13 protein-coding genes are annotated in these 15,020 nt (G+C 35.4%); 11 read left to right on the top strand and 2 right to left on the bottom strand.

All coding sequences use genetic code 11. From position 1 onward, the window contains the following. Positions 1-133 precede the first annotated feature (133 nt). The 4 genes from VI621_RS01700 (at position 134) to VI621_RS01685 (ending at position 3,490) form a co-directional block, all read left to right on the top strand. On the top strand, positions 134-2,230 hold the full coding sequence (locus tag VI621_RS01700) for a glutamine--tRNA ligase/YqeY domain fusion protein (protein ID WP_324216664.1): 2,097 nt from the start codon (positions 134-136) through the stop codon (positions 2,228-2,230). A gap of 312 nt (positions 2,231-2,542) precedes the next feature. Next, positions 2,543-2,872, top strand: a complete 330-nt coding sequence (locus VI621_RS01695; RefSeq protein ID WP_324216663.1) for a YtxH domain-containing protein — start codon at positions 2,543-2,545, stop codon at positions 2,870-2,872. Between the two features lie 9 nt (positions 2,873-2,881). Continuing rightward, positions 2,882-3,232: a competence protein gene (locus VI621_RS01690; RefSeq protein ID WP_324216662.1), complete on the top strand. Its 351-nt coding sequence runs from the start codon at positions 2,882-2,884 to the stop codon at positions 3,230-3,232. A gap of 3 nt (positions 3,233-3,235) precedes the next feature. Then, positions 3,236-3,490 (top strand): DUF6327 family protein, encoded by a 255-nt coding sequence (locus VI621_RS01685; RefSeq protein WP_324216661.1) that lies wholly within the window; start codon positions 3,236-3,238, stop codon positions 3,488-3,490. Positions 3,491-3,519: 29 nt separating this feature from the next. On the opposite strand, the gene VI621_RS01680 is transcribed toward VI621_RS01685, so the two are convergent. Further along, positions 3,520-4,491 carry an SPFH domain-containing protein gene (locus tag VI621_RS01680; protein ID WP_324216660.1) on the bottom strand — a complete coding sequence of 324 codons (972 nt, stop codon included), beginning with the start codon at positions 4,489-4,491 and terminating at the stop codon, positions 3,520-3,522. A 78-nt stretch (positions 4,492-4,569) separates the two neighbouring features. Between VI621_RS01680 and VI621_RS01675 the strand changes: the two genes are divergently transcribed. Further along, the gene (locus VI621_RS01675; RefSeq protein ID WP_324216659.1) at positions 4,570-5,211 is read left to right on the top strand and encodes a PorT family protein; all 642 of its coding nucleotides are present in this window, start codon (positions 4,570-4,572) and stop codon (positions 5,209-5,211) included. A gap of 31 nt (positions 5,212-5,242) precedes the next feature. Here the strand turns inward: VI621_RS01675 and gltX are convergent, their stop codons facing one another. Further along, positions 5,243-6,748 carry a glutamate--tRNA ligase gene (gltX, locus tag VI621_RS01670; protein ID WP_324216658.1) on the bottom strand — a complete coding sequence of 502 codons (1,506 nt, stop codon included), beginning with the start codon at positions 6,746-6,748 and terminating at the stop codon, positions 5,243-5,245. A 172-nt stretch (positions 6,749-6,920) separates the two neighbouring features. Between gltX and VI621_RS01665 the strand changes: the two genes are divergently transcribed. The 6 genes from VI621_RS01665 to VI621_RS01640 all read left to right on the top strand — a co-directional run. Then, positions 6,921-10,262: a DUF4175 family protein gene (locus VI621_RS01665; RefSeq protein ID WP_324216657.1), complete on the top strand. Its 3,342-nt coding sequence runs from the start codon at positions 6,921-6,923 to the stop codon at positions 10,260-10,262. Further along, entirely contained in the window at positions 10,255-10,674 is a 420-nt protein-coding gene (ybeY, locus tag VI621_RS01660) for an rRNA maturation RNase YbeY (protein WP_324216656.1), read from the top strand. The genes VI621_RS01665 and ybeY overlap by 8 nt, the downstream gene beginning before the upstream one ends. Before the next feature lie 204 nt (positions 10,675-10,878). Beyond that, positions 10,879-12,750 (top strand): tRNA uridine-5-carboxymethylaminomethyl(34) synthesis enzyme MnmG, encoded by a 1,872-nt coding sequence (mnmG, locus tag VI621_RS01655; protein ID WP_324216655.1) that lies wholly within the window; start codon positions 10,879-10,881, stop codon positions 12,748-12,750. 129 nt (positions 12,751-12,879) lie between these two features. Further along, a complete protein-coding gene (locus tag VI621_RS01650) occupies positions 12,880-13,728 on the top strand; it encodes a class I SAM-dependent methyltransferase (protein ID WP_324216654.1) in 849 nt (282 codons plus the stop codon). A gap of 251 nt (positions 13,729-13,979) precedes the next feature. Continuing rightward, positions 13,980-14,555 carry an OmpH family outer membrane protein gene (locus VI621_RS01645; protein WP_324216653.1) on the top strand — a complete coding sequence of 192 codons (576 nt, stop codon included), beginning with the start codon at positions 13,980-13,982 and terminating at the stop codon, positions 14,553-14,555. 152 nt (positions 14,556-14,707) lie between these two features. Then, on the top strand, positions 14,708-15,020 hold a 313-nt coding region (locus VI621_RS01640), incomplete at its 3' end, for an AAA family ATPase (RefSeq protein WP_324216652.1).

Below are 15,020 nucleotides of genomic sequence, written 5' to 3'. Positions count from 1 at the left end.
GTTAATTTGGTTATTCGTTTATGCGATAAAAGTACGAATTATTTCTTTTTCTGTTTCTAATAGCAAATAAACAACTTATCGATTAAACGATTAAGCAACATTTTTGATAACTTTGCTTTCTTAATTAAAGAACATGTCAGTCGAAGAAAAATCACTCCATTTTATAGAACAAATTGTTGAAGAAAGTTTAACCAATGGTTTTCCTCAGAATAAATTACGCTTTCGTTTTCCGCCGGAACCAAATGGCTATTTGCATATTGGCCATGCCAAATCAATTTGCCTGAATTTCGGTTTAGGATTGCGATATAATGCGCCTGTAAACTTGCGTTTTGATGATACCAATCCGGCCAAAGAAGAACAGGAATATGTAGATGCTATCAAAGAAGATTTGCAATGGTTGGGTTTCCAGTGGGCCGAAGAACGTTATGCTTCGGATTATTTCCAACAATTATACGATTGGGCGGTTTTAATGATTAAGAACGGAAAAGCTTATATCGACAGTCAGTCTTCGGAAGATATGGCAACTCAAAAAGGAACACCGACGCAACCTGGAGTGGACGGGCCTTACAGAAACCGTTCGGTTGAAGAAAATTTAGCTTTATTCGAAGGCATGAAAAACGGTGATTTCCCGGAAGGGAGTCATGTTTTGCGAGCCAAAATCGATATGGCTTCAACCAATATGCTGATGCGTGATCCTTTGATGTACAGAGTTTTGCATCGTCATCATCACAGAACCGGAAACGATTGGAAAATCTATCCGATGTATGATTTTGCGCATGGAGAAAGCGATTATATCGAGCAAATTTCGCATTCTATTTGTACTTTAGAATTTGTGATGCACCGAGAATTATACAACTGGTTTTTGGACCAGATTTATGACGATAAAAAAGTAAGACCAAACCAATACGAATTTGCCCGTTTGAACCTGAATTATACGGTTATGAGCAAGCGTAAATTATTGCAATTAGTTCAGGAAAAGATTGTCAACGGTTGGGATGATCCTAGAATGCCAACGATTTCAGGTTTAAGAAGACGTGGTTATACGGCCAATTCCATTCGTAAATTTTGCGAAATTATTGGAGTGGCAAAGCGTGAAAATGTTATTGATGTTTCCTTGTTAGAGTTTTGCTTACGTGAAGATTTAAACAAATCCGCACATAGAGTTATGGCAGTTTTAGATCCAATTAAATTGATCATTACGAATTATCCGGATGGTAAAGAAGAATGGCTGGATGCCGAAAATAATCAGGAAGATGAAAGTGCAGGTTTCAGAAAAGTACCTTTTTCAAGAGAATTATTCATTGAAAAGGAAGACTTTTTAGAAGAAGCGCCAGCTAAATTTTTCCGTTTATCATTAGGAAAAGAAGTGCGTCTTAAGAACGCTTATATCATTAAAGGAGAAAGTGTTGTAAAAGATGCAGCTGGAAATATTACCGAAATTCATGTTACTTACGACGAAGACAGCCAAAGCGGAAGTGGGAGCGAAGCGAGTCAAAGAAAAGTGGCGGGAACCTTGCATTGGGTTTCTATCCAACACGCGGTTGAAGCCGAAGTTCGTTTGTATGACCGTTTGTTTATAGACGAAGCGCCGGACAGCCACAAAGAGAAAAACTTCCTTGATTTCATGAATGCTAATTCTTTAGAAATTGTAAAAGGTTATGTGGAACCAAGCCTAAAAGATTCAAAATCTGGAGATAAATTCCAGTTTCAACGATTGGGTTATTTCAATGTGGATAAAGATACGTCTTCCGAAAAATTAGTCTTCAATAAAACGGTTGGACTAAAAGACGCCTGGGAAGAAAAAGGCAAAAAAGAAGAGAACTTATTGATGAATACCCAAAAGGAAATCAATAAATATGTGAAGGAAAAAGATGAAAACAGTGCCGATTTAATCCTGAAAAGTATTGTTGACAACATAAAAAGCATTGACAATTACAGTTTAGTCAATCAAACCATTGTTAAGAATGTCAAAAACGACAACAATTCTTTATTGTTTGCCAATTTGATTTTAAATTATTCAGATAAAGTTCATGCAAACGATATCGAATCGGAATCATTAACAAAATTATACGGAATGTCTTTAAAAAGTCAAATGCCGGCGGTTAGAATTTTTGCTATTCAAAATTTAAAAAAGGATTTGAATAATTTTGATGATTTTAAAACCCAATTGTCAGAATTGAAAAATGTGGAAAAAAATGAAAAAGTCCTAGATTTGTTAAATGATTTATAATCTTAAACAGCAATTCTCAATTATAGATTTTATCAATCAAAAGCCCTCTTATCGAGGGCTTTTATTATTATTGTAATTTCTTATTATAATCTTATTTCTTATAAGTTTTTACGATTAAAAACAACGTCTATAAATCAATTTTAAGACGTTTATTTAATTTTTAAGACAACAAATATGTCTTTTTAAAAAAGATTTAACAGTGCGCTTTTGTGTGTTTTTTATCCTATAAAATTACACTTTAACGAGTTATTAACGTGACAATGTTAATAAAATGCTATCTTTATAAATAGAAACTTTAAAAAATAAAAAATCATGTCGAACAACAAGGGAAATACAATGGTAGCTCTTTTAGCGGGAGCAGTTATAGGAGCCGGATTAGGAATTTTGTTTGCTCCAGATAAAGGCACAAGAACCAGAAAAAAACTTAAAGGCGGATTAGAAGATGCAAAAAAAGAGATTGTACACAGATACCAGGATGCCACAGAAGAATTGAAAAAAAAATTTACAAGCGCTAAATATGATTTAGAAGAAACCTATGATCATTTGGTTTCTAACATGAGTCATAAAGGCGAAGATGTTATTGCATTCTTAGAAGAAAAACTGGCCAATTTGAAAGAACAAAATGCCAAACTCCAAAAATAAATTTAGCGTATGGCTTTTGAAGAATTAAAAGAAAATACCGAAAATATCCAAGAACAAGCCCAGGCTTATATTGAGAGTAATTTGGCTTATTATAAACTTTGGGGTTTCAAAGTGGCGATGAAATCGACCACAATGATTTTCAAATTTGCGTTGATTGTTTTGTGTTTTTTAATGGTGTTGCTGTTTTGCTCGATTGCTGCAGCTTTTTCCATTGGTAAAGCTTTAGACAGTTATCCTACTGGATTTTTAATTATTGGTGGTATCTACCTGATAATTACATTGCTTTTATTCTTGATCAAAGATAAAATCGTGGAAGGTCCTATTTTAGAGAAATTTTCAGAAATCTTTTTTAACGATTAGTTTATGATAACCAAAAAATATTCATCCTACGCTGAAATTGAAATGGAACTGGAAATTTTGAAACTCGAAAAAGACATCAATTTTCAGAAATTGGTTTTAAGTTTTCACGAAACCAAAGAAAGTTTTACACCACAAAACATAGTAAGCGGTTTTCTGGGTTCCTATAAAACGATACTTTCTAATTCGTACGGAACGATACTGAACATGGCAATTCCGTTTGCAATCAAATGGTTTTTAAATAGAAAAAGAGGCAATTAAGCCTCTTTTTTATTGGAATGTATTTTCTTTTAAATCTCTGTTTCCGGTGTTTCATGTCCGGAATGATGGTCATCCACTTTTGGTTTTCTTTTTTTAGTCTTATTTTTCATCATTTCGCCCACTTGGTTTGAAGCAGAGAATGAAGCTACCATATTGTTCAACATGTCACTTCCTGCTTGTGGAGAATTTGGTAATAATATTAAATTCGAATTGGTATCGGCACCAATAGCTTGTAACGTATCATAATGTTGTGTTACCACAATTAAAGCCGAAGCTTCCTGAGAGTTTATACCCACTTTGTTCAATACATCCACACTTTCCACTAAACCTCTTGCAATTTCACGACGTTGATCTGCAATTCCTTGTCCTTGTAAACGTTTGCTTTCAGCTTCGGCTTTGGCTTTAGCTACAATTCTGATTCTTGATGCTTCGGCTTCAAATTCAGCAACAGTTTTTTCTCGGTCAGCCGCATTAATTCTGTTCATCGCATTTTTTACCTGAATATCCGGGTCAATATCCGTTACCAATGTATTGATGATCGTATAACCATAGGTAGTCATTGCTTCGTTCAATTCTCCTTTTACGGCAATAGCAATATCATCTTTTCTTTCAAAAACATCATCCAGTTTTAATTTTGGAACTTCGGCACGAACCACATCAAATACATAAGAAGTAATCTGATCGTGAGGATATTCCAGTTTGTAAAAGGCATCATAAACAGTGTCTTTTACGACCATAAACTGAACAGAAACTTTTAGTTTCACAAATACATTGTCTTTGGTTTTGGTTTCGATGATAACGTCCAATTGTTGGATTTTTAAATTTACACGTCCGGCAATCCTGTCAATTAAAGGAATTTTTAATTGCAGACCTGATTGTCTAATGCTTAAAAATTTCCCAAAACGTTCTACAACAACCGCAGTCTGTTGTTTTACGGTAAAAAAGGCGGAAAGCAAAATAAACAATCCAAATACTAATAGGATAATTAATGTAATGTTCATAGGTGTTAAAATTTAGTTTTAAAATTAGCGGTAAATTACAAAAATAACTTTAGGTTTGCCTTTGATTAATCGTATAATATGAAAAAGATATTTCTTACAACAGTTTTGGTTTTCATTTCATTAGCAACCACGGCTCAATATAAATATAGGGATTCAAACCGTATCGGAATCATTTTTGGGATAAACCAGTTTACGTTAAATACGAGTAATTTTGATGCAAAACCAGCCATGGGTTGGAACGCTGGACTTTCAGTGCGTGGCAACTTCTATAACGATTGGGATATGGTGTATGCAATGCAATTCAGCGAAAACAATTTTACAGTGGCAACAAAAAACTTGTTTTTGGCCAATGAAGATGTGAATTATAAATTAGCCTCAGCTCAAATTTCGTTAATGCTAAGCTATAAAATAGTGGAAAACCATTTAAGTTTAGAGTTTGGACCTGTTGTACAAGTCAATGGAAAATTAAATATTGATAAAGAAAACCAAAACAATATTATTTCCGGAACTACCTTATTCGCCAAGGATATTACGGATATCACAAAATTTAATTTTTATCCCGCTGTTGGAATCACTGCCGGAGTAAAACATCTTAGGGTTAATGTTCAGTATCAGTACGGCGTAAACAATATTCTGGGGAATTTAAACAAACAGAATTTTGGTCCTAATTTTAAAGGGAATGCCGGAATACTTAGTGCAAATTTGCTGGTTTACTTATAAAAAAAGCCCTCTATTTGAGGGCTTTACTTTTTTATAAACTTGCAATTGCTTTTTCCAATCGCTTGATTGTTTCTTCTTTTCCAATCACTTCCACAATATCAAATAGGTGAGGGCCTTTTAAAGCGCCAACCAAACTCAATCGAAAAGGCTGCATCACTTTACCCATTCCAATTTCGTTTTTCGTCATCCAGTCTTTGACAATGGTTTCAATATTCATGGAACTAAAATCTCCAATGTTCTCCATCACAGAAATCAATTCCTGCATTAAGGCCGGTGTTTCTTCTTTCCAGTTTTTTGATGCTTTTTCATCATAAGATGTTGGAGCCACAAAAAAGAAATCACTCAAATCCCAAAATTCTGATACAAAATGGGCTCTTTCTTTAATTAATGACACAATCTTTACCAATGTAGTATAATCTACATCAATTTCTTTTTCATAAACAATAGGAGCAAAGGTTTTCGCTAAACTTTCATTATCCTGTTTAATTAAATATTGGTGGTTGAACCATTTGTTCTTTTCAGGGTCAAATTTGGCACCTGCTTTATGAACTCGATTTAAGTCGAAAGCGTTAACCAATTCTTCTAAAGTGTATAATTCTTTTTCGGTTCCGTCATTCCAGCCCAATAAAGCCAAAAAGTTAATCACCGCTTCCGGGAAAAAACCTTTTTCTCTGTAGCCTGATGAGATGCCTTCTTCGGTTTTCCATTCCAATGGAAATACTGGGAATCCCAATTTATCCCCATCACGTTTGGATAATTTTCCGTTCCCGATAGGTTTTAAAATCAATGGTAAATGCGCAAATTCTGGCGCTTCCCAACCAAATGCACGGTATAATAAAACGTGTAACGGCATTGATGGCAACCATTCTTCTCCACGAATCACGTGTGAGGTTTCCATCAAATGATCATCGACAATATTAGCCAAATGATAAGTTGGCATTCCATCTCCTTTAAATAATACCTTATCATCTAATAAATTGCTTTCAAATTTAATATCGCCACGGATAATATCATGCAAATGCAAAGTTTCATCAACAGGTGTTTTAAAACGAATCACATATTCTTCACCATTTGCTATTCTTTTAGCCGTTTCTTCAGCAGAAATTACCAATGAAGTATCTAGTTTTTCTCTGTTATGATGGTTATAAATAAACGTTTTTCCTTGTTCTTCCAGTTGTTTTCTTTCTGCGTCCAAAGCTTCCGGAGTATCAAATGCATAATACGCCCAACCAGTATTAATCAACTGATCTGCATATTGTTTGTACAATGGTTTTCTTTCGCTTTGACGATAAGGTCCAAATTTTTCATTTTTCCCAACGGTTTCATCCGGCGCAATACCCAACCATTCCAAGGCTTCCATTATGTAAGCTTCAGCTCCGGGAACAAAACGATTTTGGTCGGTATCTTCAATTCTTAAATAGAAAACACCACCATGTTTTTTGGCAAATAAATAATTGAATAAAGCAGTACGAACACCGCCAATATGTAAAGGTCCAGTCGGACTTGGTGCAAAACGCACACGAACTTGCTTCGACATTTTTATAAATTTTGACGCAAAGATACAATTTCAATCAGTCAATTTGAAAATTAGATGGTTTGATACTTTAAAAGGCATGAATGGGATTGCGTTTTTAAGTAGGTGTTTTTCCTATTTCAAATATTCAGATAAAATCGTACTTTTATCGGTTATAAAGAAAAGACCATTTAAATTGGAAAATAAAACCTTGATTTACCACAAATTAGAAGCTTTTATAAAAAAGTTCTACACCAATGAACTTCTGAAAGGATTGATTTTCTTCATTGGGTTAGGTTTGTTGTACCTTTTATTCACCCTTTTTGTTGAATATTTTCTTTGGCTAAAACCAGTGGGAAGAACCATTTTGTTCTGGACTTTCATCGCTGTGGAATTGTTTCTTTTATCTCGATTTATCTTTTTTCCGGTTTTTAAATTATTCAAACTTCAAAAAGGAATCAACTACGAAGAAGCTTCAGCCATCATCGGAAATCATTTCACCGAAGTAAGTGACAAGCTGACCAATTTTCTTCAATTGGCGGATACAGATAATCATCTGAATAAATCGGAATTGCTTTTGGCTTCCATCGAACAAAAGGCGAAATCACTTCAACCAATTCCTTTTGGGAATGCAATTAATTTTAACACCAATAGAAAGTATTTACCATTGGCGATTATTCCAATCTTGTTTTTTGCCTTCTTTTATATTTCAGGAAACAGCAAAATAATTTCTCAGAGTTTGAATAGGGTAGTGCATTTCAATTCGGCATTTTTGCCACCGGCGCCATTTGAGTTTGTGATTTTAAATCAAAATTTGCAAACGGAACAAAACAAAGATTTCATCCTCAAAGTTAAAACACAAGGAAAAGTAATTCCCGAAAATGCCATGATTTTCATTGGTGACGAAAGTTATTTTATGGAAAGCAATGCGAAAGGAGAGTTCCAATTTAAAATTGAAAAGCCAACTTCCAATGTTTCGTTTCACGTGGAAGCGAATAAGGTTTCTTCAAACGATTATGAATTGGCCGTAATTACCGTTCCATCGATTGCGAATTTCGAAATGATTTTGAATTTTCCGTCTTATCTCAATAAAAAAGCAGAAACCATCAAAGGAACAGGAAACGCTATTGTTCCCGAAGGAACCCGTGTGACGTGGAAGATGAATACTTTGGCCACTCAAAGCGTAAATTGGACAGATTTAAAGTCAAATTCTACTTTTACAAAACAAGAAAATGTTTTTACTTTATCTAAAAATATTTCACAAAATACTGAATATCAAATCGGTACTTCCAATGATAAAGTCAAGAATTATGAAAAATTGAATTATCAGATTTCAGTAATCAAAGACCAATTTCCAACAATCAATGTCAACAACGCACCGGATAGTTTAAAAGTAGCTAAGAATTATGTATTAGGTAATATTTCGGATGATTACGGACTGTCTAAACTTCAAGTTGTTTATTATCCAAAGGACAAACCCGAGAGCGTCAAACGTGGAACAATTGCGGTTAAGAAAGATATCTATGACCAGTTTGTCTTTGCATTTCCGAGTAATCTTCCGGTAGAACAAGGCGTTTCTTATGATTATTATTTTGAAGTTTTTGATAATGACGCTGTGCATAATTTCAAAAGCACCAAATCTTCGGTTTTCTCCAATCGTGTTGCAACCGATGAAGAAAAAGAAGATCAGGTTTTGCAGCAGCAAAATGACAACATCAACAGTTTAGAGAAGTCATTAAAAAACCAGGACAAGCAAATTTCTGAGATGGAGAAACTGCAAAAACTTGGTAAGGAGAAAGACAACTTAGAATTCAAAGACCAGCAAAAAGTAAATGATTTTATCAAACGTCAAAAACAACAAGACGAAATGATGAAAGAATTTTCTAAAAAAATGGAGGAGAATTTAGAGAAATTCAAAACCGATAAGAAAGACGAATTTAAAGAAGAACTTCAAAAACGTTTGGAAAATGCCGACAAGGATTTAGAGAAAAACCAAAAATTATTGGATGAGCTGAAAGAGCTTAACGATAAAATAAAAAACGAAGAATTACTCGAGAAGCTAGAAAAGTTTAAGCAAAACAGTAAAAACCAAACTAAAAATTTAGAACAGTTGGTAGAACTGACCAAGAAATATTACGTCGAAAAAAAGGCGGAACAACTTGCCGACAAATTAGACAAACTTTCAGATAAACAAGAAGAGTTATCCAATAAGGAAAAGGAAAATAGTGAAGAAAAGCAAAACGAAATCAGCAAAGAATTCGACAAAATCCAGGAAGATTTAAAGGCGTTAGATAAAGAAAATAAAGAATTAAAATCGCCTATAGATATTCCAAAAGACGAAGAAAAAGAAAAAAGCATCGATGAAGATTTAAAGAAAGCGTCGGAAGAATTACAGAAAGACAAAAAAGATAAAGCCAAACCAAAACAAAAGAGCGCTTCCAAAAAAATGAAAGAAATGTCCATGAAAATGATGGAAGGCATGGCAAGCGGAGAAATGGAACAATTGGAAGAAGATGTAAAAATGCTGCGTCAAATCTTGGATAATCTATTGGCATTTTCTTTTTCACAGGAAGATTTAATGAAAGAATTTAGAGGACTTAAACGTGGTTCCCCATCGTTCAATAAAAACCTGAAATTCCAGCAAGACTTAAAACAACAGTTCAAACATGTCGACGATAGTTTGTTTGCCATGTCATTGCGTAATCCGAAAATTGCTGAGAATGTAACTAAGGAAATTGGCAACGTACATTACAATTTAGACAAGGCTTTAGAGAGTTTGGTGGAGACACAAATTCCCAAGGGATTGTCACACCAGCAATACACTATTTCATCGGCAAATAAATTGGCAGACTTTTTGAGCGATATTCTCAACGGAATGCAAATGCAGATGCAAATGGATGGGTCTGGTACTGGAGGAAAACCAAAACCAGGTCAAGGTCAGGGAATGCAATTGCCAGACATCATCAAAAAACAGGAAGGTCTTGGCGAGAAAATGAAAGGCGGAATAAAGAAAGGCGAAAAACCAGGTGATGGAAAAGAAGGAGAGAAAGGCGAAAAAGGAAAATCGGGTAAAACCGGAAAGAGTGGTTCAAGCGGAAACGAAGGAGAAAATGGAGAAGACGGCGAAGGCAATGCCGGTGAAATCATGAAGATTTATCAAGAGCAAAAACAACTTCGCGAAGCTTTGCAAAATGCTTTAGAAAAAGAAGGTTTAGGCGGAAACGGTCAAAATGCCTTAGATCAAATGGAGCAAATCGAAAAACAATTATTGAATAAAGGCTTCAACAACGAAACGCTTCAAAAGATGTTAAACCTCAAATATGAGTTGCTAAAACTCGATAAAGCGGTGCAGCAACAAGGCGAAGAAAAGAAACGCCAGTCGCAAACCAATAAAAAAGAGTTTAACAATCAATCCAATGCGTTGCCGACGGCTTTGCAAGATTATCTTAACAGTATCGAGATATTAAATAGACAAAGCCTACCTTTGCGCGAAAATTACAACCAAAAGGTTCAACAGTATTTTAAAAAAGATGATTAATTTTAACTACGAAACGGATTTTGAATTAGACAACGAAAGGGCGCATGCAGACTGGTTGTCACAAGTCATCATCTCTGAAAACAAGAAAGAAGGCGAGATCAACTATATCTTTTGTGACGATGAATACCTGCACAAAATCAATGTGGAATACCTCAATCACGACACGCTGACCGATATCATCAGCTTCGACTACTCAGTAGGAAACGAATTACACGGCGATATTTTCGTCTCTGTAGAAAGAGTCCGTGACAATGCTCAGGACTTTGAGGTTACTTTCGAGGAAGAGTTGAAGCGCGTGCTCGTTCACGGCGTATTGCATTACTGCGGATACAAAGACAAATCCGATGCCGACGAACTGTTAATGCGCGCCAAAGAAGAAGAAAAAATCGCTTTGTTCCACGTGGAACAATAGCATCATAATATTCAGGAGCGAATAGCTTGGGCATTTCTATAACTGCAATTCCCGCTTTTCATTCCAAATCTCCCGAAGAAAAACCGGGAGGATTTTCCCTTCAATCAGGGCTAAAGAATATATGTTTTGACTGTCAATTATTACCAGTCAAAACAAAGAATAAAAACAAATGTTCCACGTGGAACAAATTAAAAAAGATTAAAAGTGTTTCAAGAAGAATACGATGTAATTGTAGTTGGTGCCGGTCACGCAGGTTCAGAAGCGGCAGCGGCAGCGGCGAATATGGGTTCCAAAACCCTCTTGGTTACCATGAGTTTGCAAAACATAGCGCAGATGTCCTGCAATCCTGCTATGGGCGGAATCGCCAAAGGACAAATCGTTCGCGAGATCGATGCGTTGGGTGGGTATTCCGGAATTGTGTCCGATAAAACGGCCATCCAATTCAAGATGCTGAACAAGTCCAAAGGCCCTGCGATGTGGTCACCAAGAGTGCAAAGCGACCGGATGCGTTTCGCCGAAGAATGGCGATTGATGCTAGAACAAACCCCAAATCTCGATTTCTATCAGGAAATGGTCAAAGGTTTGATCATTGAAAACGGCAAGATAAAAGGAATCCGAACTTCATTAGGAGTAGAAATAAAAGCCAAATCAGTTGTCTTAACCAATGGAACTTTTCTTAACGGATTAATTCATATTGGCGAAAAACAATTTGGAGGTGGAAGAGCCGGCGAAAGTGCAGCTTACGGAATCACCGAAGATTTAGTAAAAGCAGGTTTTGAATCTGGCAGAATGAAAACGGGAACACCGCCACGTGTGGACGGACGTTCGTTAGATTATTCCAGAATGAATGAAGAAAAAGGTGATGCGCGTCCGGATAAGTTTTCTTATTCCGATGTTACTTCCGCGTTAATTCATCAAAGATCTTGTCACATGACGTATACGTCTTTAGACGTTCACGACATATTGCGTGAAGGATTTGATCGTTCACCGATGTTCAACGGAAGAATCCAAAGTCTCGGACCCAGATATTGTCCATCCATTGAAGATAAAATCAATCGATTTGCCGACAAAGACAGACACCAATTATTTGTGGAACCGGAAGGCTGGAATACGTGTGAGGTTTATGTGAATGGTTTTTCCACGTCATTACCGGAAGATATCCAATTCAAAGCCTTGCGCTCTGTGGTTGGTTTCGAAAAAGTGAAATTTTTCCGCCCAGGTTATGCAATAGAATACGATTATTTTCCACCGACACAATTAAAACACACCTTAGAAACCAAGTTGGTTGAAGGTTTGTATTTCGCAGGACAAATCAACGGAACAACCGGTTATGAAGAAGCCGCTTCTCAAGGTTTGATGGCGGGAATCAATGCGGCTTTAAAAGTGCAAGAAAGAGAACCTTTAATTCTGAAAAGAGACGAAGCGTATATCGGTGTTTTAATAGATGATTTAATTACCAAAGGAACGGAAGAACCATATAGAATGTTTACTTCTCGTGCCGAATACAGAACGCTTTTGCGTCAGGATAATGCCGATTTTAGATTAACGCCGATGTCGCATGCGATTGGTTTGGCTTCCGAAAAGCGTTTGCGAAGAATGGAGCATAAGTTAAATGAGTCTGAAAAAATGGTTGCATTTTTCAAGGAAACAAGTATTTCTATGGCAGAAGCAAATCCGATTTTAGAATCGAAGGATACGGCTTTAATCACACAAGGGGATAAAATGTTCAAAGTGTTTTCTCGCCCTCAAATTGATTTAGAGGACATGATGAAATTTGAAAAAGTTGCATCCTATGTAGCCGAGAATGATATGGATCAGGAGATTTTAGAACAAGCCGAAATCCAGGTGAAGTATTCCGGTTATATCGAGAAAGAAAGAAATAATGCGGATAAATTGACGCGTTTGGAAGATGTGAAAATCCCTGAAAATTTCGATTACGAGAAAATCAAATCTATGTCTATAGAAGCCAAACAAAAGCTTAGCAAGATAAGACCCGTAACAATTTCTCAGGCTTCCAGAATAAGTGGCGTATCACCAAGTGATATTTCTGTATTGTTGATTTACATGGGACGATAAAAATTGTTCCACGTGAAACTACTTTGCGAAGCCTTGCTATTATTAGGAAACGACTAAAATAAATATATTTAAAACCTAACCATTTTCAAAACGGTTAGGTTTTTATCATAAAAACACTTTTAGAATTATATGGATATTTCAAAACACAAATTGTTTACAACGGTAAAAGATAATTCAGTTTCGAAAGAAACTTTCGATTTATATCGTGATGAAGCCTTAGATCTGTTAATCACTTTTCCGCAACCGAACGAAAAAAGTTTGCCGAAGTATTACGAAAGCGATGATTACATTTCGCATACCGACGGAAAACGATCGTTGTTTGAAAACGCTTATCATTTTATCAAAAACATTGCGCTTAAAAACAAACTGAATTTAATCAACAGTTTAAATCCTGAAAAAGGAAACCTGTTGGATATTGGAGCAGGAACTGGTGATTTTTTAACCGTTGCGAAAAATAATGGTTGGAATACAAAAGGAGTAGAGCCTAGCGAAAAGGCAAAAGCAATTGCCATAAAAAAAGGAGTTTCTTTTGCGGAAAGCACAACAGAATTAGAGTCCCATTCTTTTGACGTTATTACAATGTGGCACGTTCTGGAACACGTTCCGAATTTAGAAAATCAGATTAAAGAATTGAAGCGATTGGTAAAATCAAACGGGACGATTATTATTGCAGTTCCCAATTTCAATTCTTACGATGCGAAACATTACGGAAAGTTTTGGGCGGCTTTTGATGCACCAAGACATTTATGGCATTTTTCGAAAACTTCGATTAAATTGCTTTTTGAAAAAGAAGACTTGAAATTAATAAAAGTGCTTCCGATGAAATTCGATGCTTTTTATGTGAGTCTTTTATCCGAAAAATACAAAACAGGAAAAATGAATTATATCAAAGCTTTTTTTGTCGGACTGCAGTCTAATTTGAAAGCAGCGTCGAATTTGGAGTTTTCGTCGCATATCTACATCATTAAAAACAGATAAAACGCATTTTGGGCTGTTTTAAGCTCGTTTTGTGCCTATAAACATATTCTTTGTCGATTAAAATAAAAGCTTTCGGTAATTAAAAGATATACGTGTCAGTTTTTATAGTTTAAAACGATAGTTATTCCCAAAACAATTATTAATTCTTATAGTTGTAAAAATGACTTCAACTTTGTAAGTTTGCTACTTTGTAACTCAAAAAAATTAATACTTTTACACCAATTAAAAAAAACAAAAAAATAAAATCCAGAATGAAAAAATCAATAATAATTATCGCACTTGCATTTTCAATTATTTCTTGTAACAAGCCAGCTGAAGTTAAGGATTTCAAAACGGCTTATATTGACACTTCAAAATTGATGGAGGAATATACCGAGTCAAAAGATATTGAAGCAAAATACAAAGCAAAAGCTGATGAAATGGGTAGAGAATTAGAAGCAGAGGCAGCTCGTTTCAAATCAGATGCCGCTAATTTTCAAAAAAATGCTCAGGCAAACGGACAAGCATGGGCACAACAAAAAGGAGCTGAATTGCAAAAAAGAGAGCAACAATTACAATACGCGCAACAAGCGATGATGCAACAATTGCAACAAGAAAGCGCAGTTGAAAGAGATACTTTAGTAAGCGGTGTGAAGAAATTCATCAAAGATTACGGTAAGGAAAAAGGATATACTTACATTTATGGAACTGGGGATGCAGCTTCTATTTTGTATGCAGAAGGAAAATATGATATCACGAAAGAGATTACCAAACTTTTGAATGATAAATACAGTTCAGCTGCTAAAAAAGAAGAAACGACTCCTGCAAAAAAGGAAGAGAAAAAATAATTAATAGCTAATTATATATAAAAATGCCTTCCAATTGAGAAGGCATTTTTTTTGTTACATATTGAAAAACAATATTTTATAAATTAATAATTCAATTTATTTCTTCATAAAAATAATTTTCAGTATTTTTCATGCTTTAATTTATACGCCAAATGGAAACCATTTCTGAAGCCGCATCTTACACTTTACGATTCATAAATCAAACGCATCGTTCTGTTTTTTTAACCGGAAAAGCCGGAACCGGAAAGACTACTTTGCTGAGAGAAATCATTCAGTCTACACATAAAAACACCGTGGTTGTTGCTCCAACCGGAATTGCGGCTTTGAATGCGGGAGGCGTAACGATTCACTCGATGTTTCAATTGCCTTTTGGCGGATTTATACCAGACAATAGTTCCCCTCACTTTTCCGATTCGATTAAATTTGAAACCAAAGCCACACTGCGCAGGCATTTCAAAATGAGTG

It is taken from the genome of Flavobacterium sp., from assembly GCF_035292545.1.
Lineage (GTDB): Bacteria > Bacteroidota > Bacteroidia > Flavobacteriales > Flavobacteriaceae > Flavobacterium.
The sequence above is the reverse complement of the archived record's forward strand: the minus strand, read 5'-3'. Positions and strand labels throughout refer to the sequence as shown.

Coding starts and splice junctions, on each gene's coding strand:
- VI621_RS01700 (WP_324216664.1), top strand. CDS start 134: ATGTCAGTCGAAGAAAAATCACTCCATTTTATAGAACAAATTGTTGAA.
- VI621_RS01695 (WP_324216663.1), top strand. CDS start 2,543: ATGTCGAACAACAAGGGAAATACAATGGTAGCTCTTTTAGCGGGAGCA.
- VI621_RS01690 (WP_324216662.1), top strand. CDS start 2,882: ATGGCTTTTGAAGAATTAAAAGAAAATACCGAAAATATCCAAGAACAA.
- VI621_RS01685 (WP_324216661.1), top strand. CDS start 3,236: ATGATAACCAAAAAATATTCATCCTACGCTGAAATTGAAATGGAACTG.
- VI621_RS01680 (WP_324216660.1), bottom strand. CDS start 4,491: ATGAACATTACATTAATTATCCTATTAGTATTTGGATTGTTTATTTTG.
- VI621_RS01675 (WP_324216659.1), top strand. CDS start 4,570: ATGAAAAAGATATTTCTTACAACAGTTTTGGTTTTCATTTCATTAGCA.
- gltX (WP_324216658.1), bottom strand. CDS start 6,748: ATGTCGAAGCAAGTTCGTGTGCGTTTTGCACCAAGTCCGACTGGACCT.
- ybeY (WP_324216656.1), top strand. CDS start 10,255: ATGATTAATTTTAACTACGAAACGGATTTTGAATTAGACAACGAAAGG.
- VI621_RS01650 (WP_324216654.1), top strand. CDS start 12,880: ATGGATATTTCAAAACACAAATTGTTTACAACGGTAAAAGATAATTCA.
- VI621_RS01645 (WP_324216653.1), top strand. CDS start 13,980: ATGAAAAAATCAATAATAATTATCGCACTTGCATTTTCAATTATTTCT.